General features: G+C 67.1%; 17 protein-coding genes and 1 pseudogene. 7 read left to right on the top strand and 11 right to left on the bottom strand.

What is annotated here, in order from left to right:
- The first annotated feature begins 53 nt into the window (after positions 1-53).
- Positions 54-854: an SDR family oxidoreductase gene (locus F7R26_RS23240; RefSeq protein ID WP_150984251.1), complete on the top strand. Its 801-nt coding sequence runs from the start codon at positions 54-56 to the stop codon at positions 852-854.
- A gap of 112 nt (positions 855-966) precedes the next feature.
- On the opposite strand, the gene F7R26_RS23235 is transcribed toward F7R26_RS23240, so the two are convergent.
- Complete coding sequence (locus F7R26_RS23235; RefSeq protein ID WP_150984252.1) at positions 967-1875, bottom strand: LysR family transcriptional regulator; 909 nt, start codon at positions 1873-1875, stop codon at positions 967-969.
- A gap of 248 nt (positions 1876-2123) precedes the next feature.
- Between F7R26_RS23235 and F7R26_RS23230 the strand changes: the two genes are divergently transcribed.
- On the top strand, positions 2124-3680 hold the full coding sequence (locus tag F7R26_RS23230) for an MFS transporter (protein ID WP_150984253.1): 1557 nt from the start codon (positions 2124-2126) through the stop codon (positions 3678-3680).
- Between the two features lie 19 nt (positions 3681-3699).
- Here F7R26_RS23230 and F7R26_RS23225 read toward each other — a convergent pair whose 3' ends face one another.
- From F7R26_RS23225 to F7R26_RS23200, 6 genes are read right to left on the bottom strand one after another with little or no spacing between them, the layout of a single operon-like run.
- Entirely contained in the window at positions 3700-4695 is a 996-nt protein-coding gene (locus F7R26_RS23225) for a Bug family tripartite tricarboxylate transporter substrate binding protein (RefSeq protein WP_241754697.1), read from the bottom strand.
- 36 nt (positions 4696-4731) lie between these two features.
- Positions 4732-6174 carry an MmgE/PrpD family protein gene (locus F7R26_RS23220; protein ID WP_241754696.1) on the bottom strand — a complete coding sequence of 481 codons (1443 nt, stop codon included), beginning with the start codon at positions 6172-6174 and terminating at the stop codon, positions 4732-4734.
- 58 nt (positions 6175-6232) lie between these two features.
- Positions 6233-6859: a YbhB/YbcL family Raf kinase inhibitor-like protein gene (locus tag F7R26_RS23215; protein WP_150984254.1), complete on the bottom strand. Its 627-nt coding sequence runs from the start codon at positions 6857-6859 to the stop codon at positions 6233-6235.
- Positions 6856-7482, bottom strand: a complete 627-nt coding sequence (leuD, locus tag F7R26_RS23210; protein ID WP_170301760.1) for a 3-isopropylmalate dehydratase small subunit — start codon at positions 7480-7482, stop codon at positions 6856-6858. Before leuD ends, F7R26_RS23215 begins: the two co-directional genes overlap by 4 nt.
- Positions 7483-7484: 2 nt before the next feature.
- Positions 7485-8885, bottom strand: coding sequence for a 3-isopropylmalate dehydratase large subunit (gene leuC, locus F7R26_RS23205; RefSeq protein WP_150984256.1), 1401 nt, complete (start codon positions 8883-8885; stop codon positions 7485-7487).
- 2 nt (positions 8886-8887) lie between these two features.
- Positions 8888-9784, bottom strand: coding sequence for an isocitrate lyase/PEP mutase family protein (locus F7R26_RS23200; RefSeq protein WP_150984257.1), 897 nt, complete (start codon positions 9782-9784; stop codon positions 8888-8890).
- Positions 9785-9982: 198 nt separating this feature from the next.
- Between F7R26_RS23200 and F7R26_RS23195 the strand changes: the two genes are divergently transcribed.
- Positions 9983-10786 carry a GntR family transcriptional regulator gene (locus F7R26_RS23195; RefSeq protein ID WP_150984258.1) on the top strand — a complete coding sequence of 268 codons (804 nt, stop codon included), beginning with the start codon at positions 9983-9985 and terminating at the stop codon, positions 10784-10786.
- A gap of 24 nt (positions 10787-10810) precedes the next feature.
- Here F7R26_RS23195 and F7R26_RS23190 read toward each other — a convergent pair whose 3' ends face one another.
- Both F7R26_RS23190 and F7R26_RS23185 read right to left on the bottom strand, forming a co-directional pair.
- The gene (locus F7R26_RS23190; protein ID WP_150984259.1) at positions 10811-11194 is read right to left on the bottom strand and encodes a DUF427 domain-containing protein; all 384 of its coding nucleotides are present in this window, start codon (positions 11192-11194) and stop codon (positions 10811-10813) included.
- Positions 11195-11261: 67 nt separating this feature from the next.
- Positions 11262-11960 (bottom strand): aspartate/glutamate racemase family protein, encoded by a 699-nt coding sequence (locus tag F7R26_RS23185; RefSeq protein ID WP_150984260.1) that lies wholly within the window; start codon positions 11958-11960, stop codon positions 11262-11264.
- A 158-nt stretch (positions 11961-12118) separates the two neighbouring features.
- Here F7R26_RS23185 and F7R26_RS23180 point away from each other — a divergent pair, with 158 nt between their 5' ends.
- Both F7R26_RS23180 and F7R26_RS23175 read left to right on the top strand, forming a co-directional pair.
- Positions 12119-12361, top strand: a complete 243-nt coding sequence (locus tag F7R26_RS23180) for an antitoxin (RefSeq protein ID WP_150984261.1) — start codon at positions 12119-12121, stop codon at positions 12359-12361.
- The gene (locus tag F7R26_RS23175; protein ID WP_150984262.1) at positions 12358-12750 is read left to right on the top strand and encodes a type II toxin-antitoxin system VapC family toxin; all 393 of its coding nucleotides are present in this window, start codon (positions 12358-12360) and stop codon (positions 12748-12750) included. The genes F7R26_RS23180 and F7R26_RS23175 overlap by 4 nt, the downstream gene beginning before the upstream one ends.
- 44 nt (positions 12751-12794) lie before the next feature.
- Here F7R26_RS23175 and purT read toward each other — a convergent pair whose 3' ends face one another.
- Complete coding sequence (gene purT / locus F7R26_RS23170) at positions 12795-14000, bottom strand: formate-dependent phosphoribosylglycinamide formyltransferase (protein WP_150984263.1); 1206 nt, start codon at positions 13998-14000, stop codon at positions 12795-12797.
- 216 nt (positions 14001-14216) lie between these two features.
- On the opposite strand from purT, the gene F7R26_RS23165 reads away from it, so the two are divergent.
- A complete protein-coding gene (locus F7R26_RS23165; protein WP_170301750.1) occupies positions 14217-15254 on the top strand; it encodes an OmpA family protein in 1038 nt (345 codons plus the stop codon).
- A 325-nt stretch (positions 15255-15579) separates the two neighbouring features.
- Positions 15580-16374, top strand: coding sequence for an SDR family NAD(P)-dependent oxidoreductase (locus F7R26_RS23160; RefSeq protein ID WP_150984266.1), 795 nt, complete (start codon positions 15580-15582; stop codon positions 16372-16374).
- A 55-nt stretch (positions 16375-16429) separates the two neighbouring features.
- On the opposite strand, the pseudogene F7R26_RS23155 reads toward F7R26_RS23160, so the two are convergent.
- Positions 16430-16860, bottom strand: a pseudogene (locus F7R26_RS23155) (NAD(P)/FAD-dependent oxidoreductase); the annotation flags it as partial.
- Positions 16861-16931: the final 71 nt, after the last annotated feature.

Genomic DNA, 16931 nt, shown 5'->3' with positions numbered 1-16931 from the left:
TTGATTGATCGATCGACGCCCGCGCGCTCCCCGACCAGCCAGGACACATCACCATGGATCTCGAACTTCGCAATCAACGCGTGCTCATCACCGGCGGCAGCCGCGGCATTGGCCTGGCCTGCGCGGCCGGCTTCCTGCGCGAGGGTGCGCGCGTAGCCATCGTTTCGCGCAGCGCCGAGAACCTGGCCAAGGCCTGCGCCAGCCTGGCCGAAGGCGAAGGCGAATACGCCAAGGACGTGGTCGCGATATCCGCCGACCTGACCGATATCGCCGCGGCCGCGCGCGCGGTGGAGCAGGCAGTGGCAGCGCTTGGCGCCATCGACATCCTGGTGACCTCCGCCGGCGCGGCCAAGCGCCGTCCGCCGGACGAGCTGACTCCGCAGCTGTGGCAGGACGCCATGGCCGCCAAGTACTTCAGCTACATCAACGTGATCGACCCCGTGGTCAAGCGCATGGCACAGCAGGGGCGCGGCGCCATCGTCAATATCGTGGGCATGGGCGGCAAGCTGGCCAACCCCGCCCACCTGGCGGGCGGCGCGGCCAACGCAGCGCTGATGCTAGCCAGCGCCGGGCTGGCCAATGCCTACGGCAAGCAGGGCGTGCGCGTGAACGCGGTCAACCCGTCGGCCACGCACACCGAACGCCTGCAGCAAGGCATGGAAGTCGATGCGCGCATCAGCGGCACGACCGTGGAGCAGGCATTGGCACGCGCCAACGCACGCACCGGCCTGGGCCGCCTGGCCACGCCGGAGGAGGTAGCAAACGCCGTGCTGTTCCTCGCCTCGCCCCGCGCCAGCTATATTTCGGGCGCCATCCTGTCGGTCGATGGCGCCACCACGCCCATGGTGGTCTGACGCCGCTGAACGCTACCGTACAGACGCGCCCCGCCACGTGTGCGATTGTCAGGCTACAGTCTGCGCAAGGAGCGTGTCATGAACAGCATCGTCTGGTTGGTAGGCGCGGTGGTCATTGTCCTGTTTGTACTCGGCTTTTTCGGCCTGAGGTAACCGCGGGCCGCGACACCAGTTCGATATAACGTCGAATGGTCGCGGCCTTCTCGTACTGGCGCGACATCAGCGACAGATACGACGTCACCTCCAGGCCCGCGATATCCCGGTAGACAAGGCTGGGCAGGCTGATGTGGCCGGCCACGGCGTTCGGGACAATCGCCACGCCTTCGCCCAGCGACACCAGCGTCAGCACCGCCACCAGCCCGCCCGGCTGCGGGCCCAGCCTGGGCACGAAGCCGCCCTGCTCTGCGGTGGACAACGTGCCCGAAACCTGTTCGGGAAGAATGAATGTCTCCGCCTTGAGATGCGCGGGCTGGATCTCGGCCAGGCCGCACAGCCATGAGTCGCTGTGCAGCGCGAGGATGAACCCTTCCGGCGCCAGCGGCAGCGCGTCCACGCCCTCTGGCAGGTTCATCGGGGAGCGGATATAGGCGATGTCGACCTGCCCATCCCTGACCTGCTCGGGCAACGTGCCCATGGGCGCCTCGCGCACCAGCAGCTGCACATCGGGGCAGGCCTTGCGGAATGCCGCGACCTGCCGCTGGAGCACCCCCGAGTAGGCCGCCGAGGCGACATAACCCACATGGATCTTGCCCGTCTCGCCACGCGCCTCGCGCTGCGCGCGCAGTTGCGCGGCCTCGAACTGCGCCACCACGGCTTGCGCCTCCGCCAGCAGTACCTCGCCGGCCGGCGTCAACACCACCGAGCGCTGGTTGCGCTCAAACAGGCGAATGCCAAGGCTGGCTTCCATCTCCTGGATCTGGCGGGTCAGCGTCGGCGTGGAAATGCCGAGCCGCGCGGCGGCGCGGGTGAAGTGCAAGTCCTGGGCTACCGCGATGAAGTAGCGAAAGTGGCGCAGTTCCATCGGTTTGCTGTTTTCCTTCCTGGTACCGTCTGATTGTTAGCTAGCAGGCAACAAAATAGCACGGCCGGCGCAACAACGCCCGGCCCTGCCCGCCGTATCCTGACCCGCATCCCATCAAGGAATGCGACAGGAAGCGACGACATGCGGCACAAGACGAATCGGCACCCACAGCCAGCCAGGTACGGTACATCCGGATTTATTTCATTTCAGGCAATATCGCCGGCAGGGCAGTATGAACGGGAGCCGGCATGGGCGGCATGAACTCGCGCGCCGCGCTGCTGACCGCCTCGGGCGCCTGCGCGCTGATCGTCCTGGACACCAATATCGTGGCTGTCACGCTGCCGCGTATCGCGAGCGACCTGCATGCCACGTTCTCCGACATCGAGTGGGTGGTCAGCGCCTACATGCTGACCTTTGCCGGTGGCCTGCTGCCCGCGGGCAGCCTGGCCGACAAGTTCGGCCGCAAGCGCATGCTGCTGACCGGCCTGGCGGTCTTCATGCTGGCCTCGCTGGGCTGCGGCCTGGCGGGGAGCAGCCTGGCGCTCAACCTGGCGCGCGCCGTCAAGGGCGTGGGCGCGGCCATGCTGCTGACCTCCGCGCTGGCGACCATCGCGCACGCCTTTCACGACGAGCGCGAGCGCGCCCGGGCGTGGGCCTTTTGGGGCGCGTGCATGGGTGTGGCCATGCTGGTAGCCCCCGTCCTTGGCGGCGTCATCAGCCAGGCGCTGGGATGGCGCTGGGTGTTCCTGCTGAACCTGCCGGTCGGCATCCTGCTGGGTGCCATGGTGCTGCGGCATATCGCGGAGTCGCGCGACACGGGCGCGGCGCGCATCGACCTGTGGGGCGGGCTGTGCTTTTGCGGCAGCCTGTGCCTGATGATCTGGGCCCTGATCGAGGCCAACCGCATTGGCTGGGGCAATACGCACACGCAGATGCGGCTGGCCGGCGGGGCCGTGCTCTTCGCGCTGTTTATCGGCGTGGAGCGCATCCAGCGCCGGCCCATGGTGGATCTCACGCTATTGCGCAATCCGCGCCTGATCGGCGCATTGCTCGGCATGGCCGCCTATGCCGCCTGCGCCCAGGTGATGATGACCCTGATCCCGCTATACCTGCAGACAGGCCTCGGGTTCTCGGCAATCGCCTCAGGTGCCGCCATGCTGCCATTTGCGCTGACCATGCTGATCTTTCCGCGCATCGGCGTGCGCCTGTCGGGACGGCTGGACGCGCCATCGATGCTGGTGTTCGGGCTCGTGCTGGTCGGCCTCGGCAACCTGCTCAGCGCGTGGGCGGCCGTCACCATGTCCTACCTGCCTTTCGCGCTGGCCATTGCCGTCACCGGTAGCGGCGCGGGCCTGCTCAACGGCGATACGCAGAAGAACATCATGGCCTGCATGCCGCGCGAGCGCTCCGGCATGGCGTCCGGCATCAGCACCACCACGCGGTTCAGCGCGATCGTGCTGTCTTTCGGCTTGCTCGGCGGCCTGCTCGCCTACCGCACCCAGGCCGCGTTCGGCACGGCGCTGCATGCGCATGAGGAAAGCGCGGGGATAGCGCCCGGCCTGGCCGCGCACATCATCGCGCGCGTGGTGGCCGGCGACCTGCACGGCGCGATGGCCGATGTGCAAGCACCGCTGCGCAGCGTGCTGGAGCCGCTTGCGCGCACCGCCTTCGCGGATGGCTTCGCCTGGATTCTTTGCGTGGCCGCCGGGGTTGCACTACTCAGCGCCGTCCTGGTGCGCCTGCTGATGCGAGACGAAGCGCCGGCGCACCAGGCGGTGCGTGTGGAAGTGCCGGCGCGGCGCTAAAGCGCGCCGTGCCAACCACTCAATCGATCGTCATGTGCGCGTCGTGCACGATCTTGCCAAGGCGCTGCTTCTCGTCCTGCACAAAACGCGTGAACTCCACCCGCGTGCCCGACACGGGACGGTAGCCGTAGGTCTCGAACTGCGCGCGCAGGCCGGCATCGCTCTGGAACGCGGCCTGCGTGGCTTGCGCGATGCGGTCCAGGATCGGCGCCGGCGTGCCCTTGGGCGCATAGATGCCGCCCCAGTGCTCCATGCGGATGCCTGCAAAGCCTTGCTCCGCCGTGGTGGGCACGTCCGGCAACGCCTGCGCGCGCTTGTCGTCGGTCACCGCCAGCGCGCGCAGCTTGCCGCCGCGCAGGAAGCCGAGCACGCCAACCGGGGCTTCGGACGCCAGGTCGATCTGGCCGCCAATGACCGCGTTAAGCGTTTCCGAGCCGCTCTTGTAGTGCACCAGTGTCACTGGCACGCCGAGCGCGGTCTGCACCATCTCCGCCACGAAATGCCCGGTGCTGCCGGCGCCGGCGGTGCCGAACGTGATGCCACCGTTGGCCTTGCCGTAGGCCTGCAGCGCCTTCAGGTCCTTGATTTCCTTGCGCGCAGCACCGGCGCCCACCACCATCACCGACGGCGCCGCATTGGTGCTGACCACAGGAACGAGGTCGCTGTCGGCGTAGGGCATCTTCGCGCGCAACAACGCGTTGGCGACCGCGCCATTGCCGGCGATCAAGAGCGTATAGCCATCGGGCGGGCTCTTGGCGACAAACTCGGCGCCGATGATGCCGCCGGCGCCCGGCTTGTTGTCCACGATCACGGTCTGGCCGAGTTGCCGGCCGAGCGCCTGCGCGATCAGCCGCGTGGTGATGTCGCCCGGGCCGCCGGCCGAGAACGGCAGCACCAGGCGGATCGGCTTGTCCGGCCAGTGCGCCTGGGCAGCGGCCGGCAGGCTGGATAGGGCCAGCATCGCGCAAGCTGCCATCCGGGCCAGCACGGCACGCCGGGGGATTCGTTGGGTCATGTCTCACTCCTGGTGTTCTTCGTTGTCGGCAGGCACTCAGTCGAACGCGCAGCCCACCGGCGGCGCAAGCAGGGCGAGCAAGTCGCGCACATCGTCGAGCTGCTCAAGATCCCGCACCATGCGCTCGATGGCTTGCTGCCGCTCGGGCGCAATCAGCCCGTGCGTCAGGGCCCTGTACTTCGCGGCCACTTCGTCGCTCGATTGCGGCGCTTCGATGGCGCGCGACGCCGTACGATTGACCTCGATGCGCTGCCCGTCGTTGAAGGTCACGGCCAGACGCACACGCCCGCGTGCCCGTTGCCCGCCTGCGTCGAAGGCGGGATCGTGCCGCACGGCGATACGCGGCAGCAACGCCCAGACGTCGTCGGCATCGATGCGCGCCGGCGCGAACTGGGGCACCAGCGCCGCGCCGTCCAGCACCGCCACCGCAAGCGCGTAGCCGATGTTCATCTGCGCGCCGATTGGCGTCAGCGGCCGCTGCGGCACCCACCAGCCATGGTGATAGACGGCATGCGACACATCCACCTCGATCGCGGCGATCTCCCCGGCCTTGAGCGTGCGCTGCGCGCCGACGTCGAACAGCGCATCGAGCGGCGCGTGGATGCCACCCATGGCCGCGTAGGGCTTGATGACGATGCGCTCGACTTCCCAACGCTCGCCCAGGCCATCGGTGATCTGCGCGGCGTCCGGCGCATGCCCTTCGCCGAACGTCGAGAGAAAGCCGCCGTACTCGCGCTCGAACACGCGCTTGATGCCGGTGTAGCCGCCCGCCGCCAACACCGCCGCATAGAGCCCATTGCGCGCGGCGAAGCCGTGGTGCATGCGCTTGCACATGGCCTCGTACTGCGCCGCCATCAGCCCGGCCGACTGCGTGCCGGCCAACCCCAGCGCATCCTCAAAACGCGCGGCATCGAGCCCCAGCAGCTTGCCCACCGCGGCGGCGGCCGCGTGCGTGCCGAACACCGATCCGGAATGCCAGCCGCGCGACAACATCTGCGCACCGTGCAGGGCCATGCCCACGCGCGGGCCCACCTCATAGCCGGCCATGGCCGCCTCCAGGAAGCGCCGCCCGCTGACGCGGCTCTCGCCTTCGGATGCTGCCCACAGCGCGGGCAGCACGAGCGAGGCGCTGTGCAGCGGCCCGAGCGGATGGTAGTCGTCGAGCTCAAACCCCTGGATAAAAGTGCCATTGAGCAGCGCGGCGCCCGGCGCGCTGGTGCGCGCCCCCCAGCCGACGATGGTCCGGTCCCCCTGCCCCTCCATCTGCCGGACGATGTTGGCGGCGGTGCGCGACCACGGCAATTGCGCACCGACGATGGCGCAGCCGATGCCGTCCAGCGTGAGCGCCTTGGCGCGCTCGCGCGCGGTGGCGCTGGCTTGCTCCAGCCGGAAGGCGGCCAGCCATTGGGCGAGCCTGCCGGTGGGCCCGTCGGGATCGGTTGGCGGCATGGGTGTGGCGTTCTGATTCAGGTTTTGCATGGTGTGTCCGTATTTATTAGTGATAACCCGTGTTGTTTCCGGCTAGCCGTGCGAGCTCTCAAGCCGGTGCGGCGTTCGCTGGAGTCAGCGGCCGGCCACGCCAGTCACGCTGGAACACGCCATCGAGCCGGCCCCGCGCGATGGCATGCACGCGCAGCCACGCCAACAGCGCTTCGCGCGCAAGACCGGCTGGCGGTTCGGCGGCAAGCGCGAACAGCTGGAACACGTAGCGATGTGGCCCGTGCCCCGGCAGGGGCCGGGGGCCGTCGTAGGCTGCATCGCCCAGCCCGTTGGTGGCCAGGGTCACGCCGGCCGGCAACGGCGCGCGCGACAGTGCGCCTTCGGCCAGCGCGCCGACCGAGGCCGGGCCCCAGGCAAGCGCGTGCACGATGGCGTAAGCCAGCGGCACATCCGGATCCTCGACCAGCAACAGCCAGTGCGTGGCCGTTGCCGGCAATCCCGTCCAGGCCAGCGCGGGCGAGCAGTTGGCGCCCACGCCGGCGCCCGCGTGGCGCACGGGCATCGCGCCGCGATCGGCAAACGACGCGCTACGCAGCGCCAGCGTCTGGGGCAATGCGGCGAGCACGGCGTCGCTGCTCGCCAGGCTGCCATCGCCCGCGTGGCGTCCGCGCAGCAGCAGGCCGGCTGCGCGCAGCAACAGTGGATGCTGCAAGCGGGCGTTCATGCCGCGTCTTGCCGGCGCACCGCCCAGGCCCAGGGCCGGCGGGTGCGATCGGCTTGTTGCCAGGCACGGATCAGCGCATCGTCCTTGAGCGTAAGGCCGATATCGTCCAGCCCGTGCAGCAGGGCTTCACGACGCAGCGCGTCGACGGGAAACGCGACGGTCGCGCCATCGGGCGCGGTCAGCGTGGCGCTCACCAGGTCCACGCGCACCGGCGCGCCGCTTGCGCATTGCGCGGCCAGCGCATGCACCGTTTCGGCGGGGAGCTGGATCGGCAGCACGCCATTCTGGAAACAGTTGTTGTAGAAGATATCCCCATAGCTCGGCGCGATCACGCAGCGCACGCCCAGGCCCATCAGCGCCCACACCGCGCCCTCGCGCGAGGATCCGCAGCCAAAGTTGGCGCCGGCCAGCAGTACCGGTGCGCCGCGAAACGCCGGCTGGTTGAACACGCAGCCCGGGTCCTCGCTGCCATCGGCGCGGTAGCGCAGCGCTTCCAGCGCGTAGGGGCCGAGTTGCTCGCGCGGCAACGTGGTGAGCCGCTCGATGCGGATGATCACGTCAGTGTCGACGTTGGCGCGCAGCAGCGGCACGGCAGCGCCCGTTACGACCGTAAAGGGTTGCATGGTCATGTGAGTTTCCTTACGTCGGCAATGTAGCCTGTGACCGCGGCGGCGGCGGCCATCGCGGGGCTGGCAAGATGGGTGCGGGCACCTGGCCCCTGACGCCCGACAAAATTGCGGTTGGAGGTGGAGACCGAGCGCTGGCCGGGCGGCACCTGCTCGCCGTTGGCGGCCACGCACATGCTGCAGCCGGGCTCGCGCCAGGCAAAGCCCGCCTCCTCGAACACGGCGCGCAACCCTTCGGCCTCGGCCGCGCGCTTGACGTTCTCCGAGCCCGGCACCACCCAGGCGGTCACGCCCGGGGCCACGCGCCGCCCGCGCGCCACGGCGGCCGCTGCGCGCAGGTCGGACAGGCGCGAGTTCGCGCAGGAGCCGATAAAGACCCAGTCCACCGGCGTACCGGCGATGGGGGCATTGGGTGCCAGGCCCATGTAGTCCAGCGCGGCGCCAATGGCGGCGCTGGCCGCCTGGTCGCTGGCGGCGGCCGGATCGGGGATCTGCCCGTCGATCGCCATCGCGTGCTCGGGGCTGGTGCCCCACGTGATGGTGGGCGCCACGGCGGCGGCGTCGATCACCTCTTCGCGATCGAACACGGCACCGGCATCGGTGGCGAGCGTGCGCCAGTACTCGGCCGCGACGTCGAACTGCGCGCCGGTGGGCGCATACGGGCGGCCGCGCAGCCATTCGATGGTGCGCGCGTCGGGCGCCACCATGCCAAAGCGCGCGCCCAGCTCCACGCTCAGGTTGCACAGCGTCAGGCGCCCTTCCACTTCCAGCGCTTCGATGGCCGTGCCGGCAAACTCGATGGCATAGCCGCCGCCAGCCGCCGCGCCGAGGCGGCCGATGATATGCAGCGCCAGATCCTTGGCGGTGACACCCTCGGCCAGCACGCCATCGCATCGGATGCGCATGCGCCGCGGCTTTTGCTGGCGCAGCGTCTGCGTGGCAAGCGCGTGCGTGCTCTCGGACGAGCCCACGCCGAAGGCCATCGCACCCAGGCCGCCATTGGTACAGGTATGGCTGTCGCCGCAGATGACCGTCAGGCCGGGCAGCACGATGCCAAGCTCCGGGCCCATCACGTGGACGATGCCCTGCCCCGGCTGGCCAAGGTCGAACAACGTCACACCCGCCGCGGCCGAGCGATCGCGCAGCGCAGACCATAGGCGCCCGCCCGGCACATAGGTATTGCCATCGCGCCCGGGCTGGCTGGAGACGGCGTGGTCCGGCGTAGAGAACACCAGCGCCGGATCATGTAGCGGCAAGCCGCGCGCCGCCACCTCGGCCAGCGCCGGTGGGCCGGAAAGATCGTGCAGCAAGTGACGGTCGATGTGCAGCAGCGCCCAGCCATCGCCGAGCTCGCGCACCACATGCGCGTCCCAGAGCTTGTCAAAGAGAGTGCGCGCCATCGTCAAGCCTTTGCGCTTGCCGGCGCGTCGGGGTTGGTGGCGCGCTCGCCGGCATTGAAGCGCTGGCGCAGGCTGTCCCATTCATCGGCGCCGAAGCGGCGGAAAGTCTGCCCCACGCTGGCCGACACGCCCGGCGCGATAAAGGTGGCCTTGAGTTCGGCCAGCGCTTCGTCGCCTGCCTGGATCGCGGCCTTGAGCATCAGGCCCGGCAGGATGGCCAGCTTATAGCCCATGGCCTCGGCTTCGCGCAGGTCGAAGATCGGCGTGCGGCCGCCGGGCACCACGTTCAGCAGGCAAGGGCCGCGCACCAGCCGCGGCACTGCCGCGACTTCCTCGATGGTTTGCGCGGCTTCCACGAAGGCCAGGTCCGCGCCAGCTTCCAGCGCGGCGTTGGCGCGCCAGATGGCCTCTTCCAGCCCGAGCATGGCGCGCGCATCGGTGCGCGCGATGATGACGAAATCCGGCGTGCGGCGCGCCTGCACCGCTGCGCGGATCTTGGAGACGAACTCCGCGCGCGAGACCACCTCCTTGCCATCCAGGTGGCCACAACGCTTGGGCGCAACCTGATCCTCGATATGGATCGCCGCCACGCCACGGGCCTCGTACTCGCGCACGGTGCGGGTAACGTTGAGCTGATTGCCGTAACCGGTGTCGGCGTCGGCAATCAGCGGGATCGACACGGAGCGCGCCATCACCGCGGCGTTTTCAACCATCTCGCTCATCGTCAGCAGGCCGAAATCAGGGAAGCCGCGCGCCGCCGACGTGCCAGCGCCAGTCATGTAGCAGGCGGAGAAGCCGGCCTGCTCGATCAGGCGCGCGCCGATGGCGTCGTAAGCGCCGGGCGCGATGATCATGCCGGGCGCCTGCAGGCACTGGCGAAGGATAGTTGCGAGGGTCATGGATGTGTCCTGTGTGCTTGCGGTAAGTGACGGAATGCGTACGGAGTGGGCATCGGCGCGGCGGGGAACGGGTTGTCTACCGTTACATAGTGTTTATGTGTTTATATTCTAGATACAACTTACCGGTTCCGTCAAGAATCGGAAAATTCGCCGCTGGACCATTGTGCTATGCTGCCCACGCCACTAAACCGTCACCTCATGCCGCGCACGACCGACTCCCCTTCGACGCTGGGCCATATGCCCGGCACCTCGCTGCACCGACAGCTCTTTCTCGTGCTGCGCGATGAAATCACGCGCGGCGTCTATGCGGAAACGGGGGCTTTGCCGAAAGAAGAAGCGTTGTGCGAGCGCTTTGGCGTCTCGCGCATCACGGTGCGCAGGGCGCTAGCCGAACTGGCGGCGCTGGGGCTGGTGGAGCGGCGCCATGGACTTGGCACCTTTGTGCGGGCGGACATGCCGGCGGGGCGCAGCAGCCCGAGCCTTAGCGTGATCGACGGCCTGCGCAAGACCGCGCTGGAGACGGACGTCGAGGTCCTTGAGGTGACCACGGCCGTGCCGCCGGCGGACATTGCCCAACTGCTGCAACTCGCCCCGGGCGAACAAGCCGTGCACGCGCTGCGCCTGCGCAGCATCAAGGGCACGCCGGTGATGCTGACGGATGCATGGGTGCCCGCCGCGCTGGGCAAGCGCGTGTCGGCAGCGGCGCTGCGCAAGCACGCGCTCTACGAGATCCTGATGGCGCAGGGGGTGAAGTTTGGCCGCGTGGTGCAGGAAATCACGGCCCAGGCGGCCGACCCCGCCTATGCGGGCTGGCTGCGCACGGAGGTTGGCGCGCCGCTGCTCAAGCTGGTGCGCCTGCTGCATGACCCGGAGTCGCGGCCGGTCCAGTACATCACGGTGTATATGTCCCCGGAACGCAGCCGCATCCTGATGGATATCCCTGGCGACAAGGTCAACACGCTAAGCGCCGGGCAGTTCGTCCACGACGTGCCGCGCGGCTAAGCGCATGGCCCGGGCGTTCACCGGCTAGCCCTGCTGCCGTTCCTCGATGGCATCGACGCGGCTGGGATAGAAGGCCACGTGGTCCTTGATGGCCTCCACGGCAGCATACGGCGCCTCGTAGGTCCACACCGCATTGACCGATCGCTCACCGCCCGCAGGGATGCTGTAGTAAGCGCAATCGCCTTTGTACGGGCAGTAGGTGGCGTGGTCCGTGCGGGCCAGCAGCGACATATCGACATCCTTGCGCGGAATGTACTGCACCGCCGGGTAGGATGCCTCGCGCAGCGTGAGCGCGCTGCGGGTGTCGGCAACGACGGCGCCGCCGAGCGTCACGACGACGCGCGCGGGGTTCGCCTCGATCACGATCGGATGATCGGGCCCCGGGATCTTGATGGGCTTGCTGGTCATGGCTGGGCTTCCTGATGGATTGCAGGGCCCACCAATACTACGCGTGAACGCGCCAGCTTGCCCGGCATCAAGATGCGCCTTGCACCGCCCTGCGCAGCGCCGCCTGCGCCAGCAGCCGCGTGGAATCCAGCGTCGGCAGTGGCGAGTTGGCGTCGTTCACGATCAGCGGGATTTCCGTGCAGCCGAGCACAACAGCATCGCAACCTTGCGACTTCATCCGCCCGATAACCCGCTGGAAGTAAGTGAGTGCTTCCGGGGTGGCGATGCCGCCCACCAGTTCGTCCATGATGATGCGATTGATTTCATCGCGCTCGGCGGGCTCTGGCCGCATAAAGCCGAGCCCGCGCGCGGCAAGCTTTTCGGGGTAGACCTCGCTGTCGACAAGCCAGCGCGTTCCCGTCAGGCCCAGGCGGGTGAAACCGCGCGCCGCCGCGCTCTCGGCGACCACCTCGGCGATATGCAGCCAGGGCCGCGGCGAACGCGCCGCCACGTACGGCAGTGCCTGGTGAATGGTGTTGTCGGGACAGATCAGGAAATCCGCGCCCATGCCAGCGAGCTTGCTGGCAGAGGTGAGCATCAAATCACCTACGGCCTGCCAGTCCCCGCGATCCAGGTGCTTGACGTACTCGGCAAGCGACGGGGTGTGCATGGATATCTCGGGATGCGCATGCGGCCCGAGCAGCCGCGCGCCCTCCATGCAGATGGTCCGGTAGCAAAGCGCAGCGCCTTCGGCGGAACAGGCAACAATGCCGATATGCAGGGTCATGACGGTTGGCTCCATGGGATGTGATTGGGGAATGCAGTGTCTGAACGAATTCGGCTGGTAGAGGCCAATCAATAGGCATCATAAATCACTAATCGCTATTGAACGCCTCGGCACTCCGGCATATACTTTTGGCATATCTCACTCAACAGGAGTGCGGCATGGATACCGCGAAAATCTTCTGGTCTGGGCGATCACAAGCCGTACGCTTGCCGAAAGACTTCCGTTTCGAGGCAAGCGAGGTGCGCATTCGCCGCCATGGCAACGCCGTCATCCTGGAGCCTATTGCCAGCGATTGGGCGTGGCTGGATCCCATCGTCGGCCCGCTGGACGAAGACTTCGCGCAGGCGGCAAGCGAACAGCCCGCAGATCAGAGCCGGCCAGAACTGGATTTTTTTAAGTGAAATTCCTGCTCGACAGCAATGCCGTCATTGCACTCCTGAGAGGTCACGCAGGCTTTCTGAATCGATTGCGGCAACACCAGCCGCAAGATTTCGGCATCCCGGCCATTGTGGCGCACGAGCTATTCTATGGCGCGTTCAAGAGCCAACGCGCCACGGAAAACCTCGCTCGGGTCGAAGGGTTGCAATTCGAGGTGCTGGATTTCGACCGCGAAGATGCGCGTCACGCCGGTGAGTTGCGAGCGGCGCTAGCCACAGCCGGCACACCAATTGGCCCTTACGATGTACTGATTGCGGGCCAGGCCCGCGCCCGAGCCCTGACACTTGTCACCCACAACACCCGCGAGTTTCAACGCGTACCTGGCCTGCGCGTCGAGGATTGGGAGGGCTGATACCGAGCGCGCGCGCGGGCTCTCTCCCTCCTCGCGCAATACGCTCAGCCTGCCACGCGCGGCTTCACACGTCCGGCCGCATCCTTGGCGCGCACGCGGGCCGCTTCCACGTCGGCGTCGTACGCCAGCGCCACGCCCATGCGGCGCTTGGTGAAGCTCTCCGGCTTGCCGAACAGGCGCAGCTCGGTCTGCGGCACGCGCAGCGCCTCGTCCACGCCGTCGAACACCACGCCCTTGGCATCCACGCCGCCGTAGATCACCGCACTGGCGCCCGGGCTCTTGAGCGCGGTGCTGACCGGCAGGCCGAGAATGGCGCGCGCGTGCAGCTCGAACTCGTTCTGCCACTGGGTGATCATGGTCACCATGCCGGTGTCATGCGGACGCGGGCTGACTTCGCTGAACCAGACCTGCTCGCCCTTGACGAACAGTTCCACGCCGAACAGTCCTTGCCCGCCCAGGTTGGCGGTGACCGCCTGCGCAATCTGCTGGGATTTTTGCAGCGCGGCCGGATGCATCGGATGCGGCTGCCAGCTTTCCACGTAATCCCCGCTGACCTGCACGTGGCCGATCGGCTCGCAGAACTGCGTTTGCACCTGGCCGTCGGCGCCGATCGCGCGCACCGTCAGCAGCGTGATTTCGTAGTCGAAGTCGATGAAGCCTTCCACGATCACGCGGCCGTGGCTGACACGGCCACCAGCCATGGCGTAGTCCCATGCGGCCTTGACGTCGGCGGGGCCGTCGATCTTGCTCTGGCCCTTGCCGGAACTGCTCATCACCGGCTTGACCACGCACGGGTAGCCGATGCCGCCATCGATGGCCGCCTGCAGCTCTTCCAGCGAGTCGCAGAACTTGTAGGGGCTGGTGGGCACGCCGAGCGTCTCCGCGGCCAGGCGGCGGATGCCTTCACGGTCCATGGTCAGGCGCGCCGCGCGCGCCGTGGGGATGACGCGCACCACGCCGGCGGCTTCCAGCGTCTCCAGCATCTGCGTGGCAATGGCCTCGATCTCCGGCACCACCAGGTCCGGCTTCTCGGCCTCGATCAGCGCCTTGAGCTGGTCCGGGTCGCTCATGGAAATCGTGCGCGCATGGTGCGCCACCTGCTGGCCTGGCGCATCGGCATAGCGGTCCACCGCAATCGTTTCAACGCCGAGGCGTTGCAGCGCGATCAGGACTTCCTTGCCGAGCTCGCCGGCGCCCAGCAGCATGACTTTGGTCGCGCCAGGCGAGAGTGGGGTGCCGATAGTGGTCATGTGGGACCCTTGGGATCAAGTAAAAACAGCGATTGTACGTGGACCGAAAGAGCGCGCCCAGGCGGGCCGGCAAGCCGGCCCGGAAGGCATGCGAGCCCGGTGAGGCTTTCGCCACATCGACGCGGCTTTGACACCAAACCCGCGTAGAATCCAGCTCTGCGAATTTACCAACGGGTCGGGTTTCATCGACCTGAAAACACACAGGGATCGGACAATATGCAAGCATGGTTGAAAGTCGGCTGTACCGTTGCACTCGTCGGCGTACTCGCGCTGTCGGGCTGCAAGAAAAAACATGACGCGGCTGCGCCGGCCAGCGACCAGGCCGCGGCTCCCGCAGCCGCATCACCAGCTCCTGCCGCCGCATCGGCCGCAGCCCCGGCCGCCGCCAGGTTCGATATCGCGAGCGTGCCGATGTCCACTGCCGATCTGCCGCCCTTCCCCTATATCGACTGGCCAAGCGGGCTGATCGACGGCCACAAGTTCGTTAAAAGCTCCGAATTCGACCGCATCTATGTGATCGCCGGCAGCCAGCTCCTGCCGGTCGAAGGACGCTACGAAAACCGGCATTTCATGAACTCGGACGCGAAGCTGTCCGACCTCGCCGCGCAACGCAATTACGAAGCGGTCATCAAGGCGCTGGGCGGCGTCAAGGTCAGCACCATGCTGCCGACCAACCCCGCCATGCTGGCCCAGAACAACAACGACCTGGGCGACCTGGTCGTCAACAAGTTGCGCGCGGCGATGAGCCCCGACAGCTATGACTACTACCTGATCCGCAAGCCGGAAGGCAACGTCTGGATCGGCCTGCTTGTCGGTGGCGGCTACACCCAGATCATCACGGTCACGGAAGGCCAGATGAAGACCGTGGTGGGCCTGGTCAAGGCCGACGACATGCAAAAGGCACTCGATGAAAAGGGCCATATCGCGCTGTACCTGAATTTCGATACCGACAAGGCGGCCATCCGCCAGGACGACCAGCCGGTCATCGACGAAATCGGCAAGCTCCTGGACAAGGCGCCTACGCTTAAGCTGTCGATCGATGGGCACACCGATAATGTCGGCGATGAAAAACACAATCAGCAATTGTCCAAGAAGCGCGCCGAAGCCGTAGCCGCCGCACTGATTGCCAAGGGTGTCGACAAGTCCCGCGTGCGTGCCGAGGGCTTTGGCGCCAGCAAGCCGATTGCCGACAATGCCAGCGAGGAAGGCCGCGGCAAGAACCGGCGGGTGGAACTGGTGCGCGTGGCTGCCTGAGAGGCACCCCTTTCAAGGTGATGAAAATTAGGACACCCTCCGTGTTCTCGAACAGAAACCAGAGTCAATGTGGAGACTTTGCTCGCATCGGCCCAGCCGGCCGAACATCCCCCTGCGGGGTTGGTCGTTGTTTCCTTTAGCGGCGTTGGTTTTTGGACCCTTGGGTCCAAAAACCAACATCGCCCCCTTACCTCAAGGCCAAGGCCGCGCAACGACGCCAGCATCTTTTGGAAATGGCCTCTAAGGGACGGGCCTTGCCGAATTCCATGGAGCCCATACACTAGGTCAGTCGGCCTGCGCTCGGCAGGCCTCCCAAGGAATAGCCATGAAGATTGATCTCACGGGCAAGATCGCCCTTGTTTCAGGATCCACCGCCGGCATCGGCTTCGCAACGGCCAAGGGACTCGCTGGCGCGGGCGCCAGCGTCATCCTCAACGGGCGCAGCGAGGCCACGGTGGACAAGGCCCTGCAAGCGCTGCGCGCCGCCGTTGCCGGCGCTGACGTGACGGGCTTCGTCGGCGACCTAACCGACCCCGAGGTCTGCGCCCGGCTGGTGGCGGCCCATCCCCGGGTGGATGTGCTGGTCAATAACCTTGGCATCTTCCAGCAGCAGGACTTCTTTGAGACGCCCGACAGCGAGTGGACCCGCTTCTTCGAAACCAACGTCATGTCGGGCGTGCGGCTGTCACGGGCCTATGCGCCATCCATGGCCGGGCGCAAATGGGGACGAATCGTGTTCGTCTCGTCGGAATCGGCACTGAATATCCCCGTCGACATGATCCACTACGGCTTTTCCAAGACCGCGCAACTGGCAGTCTCGCGCGGGCTGGCCAAGCGGCTTGCCGGTACCGGCGTGACCGTCAACGCGGTACTGCCCGGCCCCACGCTGTCGGAGGGCGTCACCGACATGCTCAAGGATGCCATGGCAAGCTCGGGGCAATCCGCCGAAGCCGTGGCAGCGGACTTCGTCAAGACACACCGTTCCACCTCGATCATCCAGCGTGCCGCCAGCGTCGAAGAAGTCGCCAACATGATCGTCTATGCCTGCTCCCCGCAAGCCTCGGCCACAACCGGCGCCGCATTGCGCGTGGACGGCGGAGTCGTGGATACGATCGCCTGAGCCCCGCATGCAGCGTTCCTCGCGCGGCCATGTGGCCGCGCCTGCTGGCCGTTCCCGACGCTTGCGCTTCGCACCGGATCTGTATAGGCCATTCGGAGTGAATCCGGCCCTTCAGCGCCTTGGCGTCCGCGCCAACGAGCTTGACTTCCGCTCCCAGCCCTCGGTGTAGACCGCGCCCCACGGGCCCAGGTCCAGGCAAGTGACGTACCTCCGCTGGCGATAGGGAATCGGTGCGAGGCCGAGCAGGTCCGCAGCAACGTTGTGCCCCGCCGAGCGGCCAAGGTTCATCGCCTACTGGCACGACATCGCGGCATAGTTGCCGTCATCGTCCGTGGCGGCATAAGCGACATCACCGGTGGCGAACACGGCATCCACGCCCTTGACGCTCAGGTTGCTGTCCACATGCAGGCGACCGAATGCATCGCGCTGCGCAGGGATCTGCTGCGTGAGCGCGCTGGCGCGCACGCCCGCTGTCCAGGTCACCGTCTTGCCGTCATGCAACTCCCCTCAATTCGTAGCGAGGGGATCGAGCGCGCCAGGCAGCATTGCGTGATATT

It is taken from the genome of Cupriavidus basilensis (genome assembly GCF_008801925.2).
In the GTDB taxonomy this organism is placed as follows: Bacteria; Pseudomonadota; Gammaproteobacteria; order Burkholderiales; family Burkholderiaceae; genus Cupriavidus; species Cupriavidus basilensis.
The sequence above is the reverse complement of the archived record's forward strand: the minus strand, read 5'-3'. Positions and strand labels throughout refer to the sequence as shown.

What these genes read in the sequence shown, in the direction of transcription:
- F7R26_RS23240 (WP_150984251.1), top strand. Translation starts at nt 54, where the DNA reads ATGGATCTCGAACTTCGCAATCAACGCGTGCTCATCACCGGCGGCAGC.
- F7R26_RS23235 (WP_150984252.1), bottom strand. Translation starts at nt 1,875, where the DNA reads ATGGAACTGCGCCACTTTCGCTACTTCATCGCGGTAGCCCAGGACTTG.
- F7R26_RS23230 (WP_150984253.1), top strand. Translation starts at nt 2,124, where the DNA reads ATGGGCGGCATGAACTCGCGCGCCGCGCTGCTGACCGCCTCGGGCGCC.
- F7R26_RS23225 (WP_241754697.1), bottom strand. Translation starts at nt 4,695, where the DNA reads ATGACCCAACGAATCCCCCGGCGTGCCGTGCTGGCCCGGATGGCAGCT.
- F7R26_RS23220 (WP_241754696.1), bottom strand. Translation starts at nt 6,174, where the DNA reads ATGCAAAACCTGAATCAGAACGCCACACCCATGCCGCCAACCGATCCC.
- F7R26_RS23215 (WP_150984254.1), bottom strand. Translation starts at nt 6,859, where the DNA reads ATGAACGCCCGCTTGCAGCATCCACTGTTGCTGCGCGCAGCCGGCCTG.
- leuD (WP_170301760.1), bottom strand. Translation starts at nt 7,482, where the DNA reads ATGCAACCCTTTACGGTCGTAACGGGCGCTGCCGTGCCGCTGCTGCGC.
- leuC (WP_150984256.1), bottom strand. Translation starts at nt 8,885, where the DNA reads ATGGCGCGCACTCTCTTTGACAAGCTCTGGGACGCGCATGTGGTGCGC.
- F7R26_RS23200 (WP_150984257.1), bottom strand. Translation starts at nt 9,784, where the DNA reads ATGACCCTCGCAACTATCCTTCGCCAGTGCCTGCAGGCGCCCGGCATG.
- F7R26_RS23195 (WP_150984258.1), top strand. Translation starts at nt 9,983, where the DNA reads ATGCCGCGCACGACCGACTCCCCTTCGACGCTGGGCCATATGCCCGGC.
- F7R26_RS23190 (WP_150984259.1), bottom strand. Translation starts at nt 11,194, where the DNA reads ATGACCAGCAAGCCCATCAAGATCCCGGGGCCCGATCATCCGATCGTG.
- F7R26_RS23185 (WP_150984260.1), bottom strand. Translation starts at nt 11,960, where the DNA reads ATGACCCTGCATATCGGCATTGTTGCCTGTTCCGCCGAAGGCGCTGCG.
- F7R26_RS23180 (WP_150984261.1), top strand. Translation starts at nt 12,119, where the DNA reads ATGGATACCGCGAAAATCTTCTGGTCTGGGCGATCACAAGCCGTACGC.
- purT (WP_150984263.1), bottom strand. Translation starts at nt 14,000, where the DNA reads ATGACCACTATCGGCACCCCACTCTCGCCTGGCGCGACCAAAGTCATG.
- F7R26_RS23165 (WP_170301750.1), top strand. Translation starts at nt 14,217, where the DNA reads ATGCAAGCATGGTTGAAAGTCGGCTGTACCGTTGCACTCGTCGGCGTA.
- F7R26_RS23160 (WP_150984266.1), top strand. Translation starts at nt 15,580, where the DNA reads ATGAAGATTGATCTCACGGGCAAGATCGCCCTTGTTTCAGGATCCACC.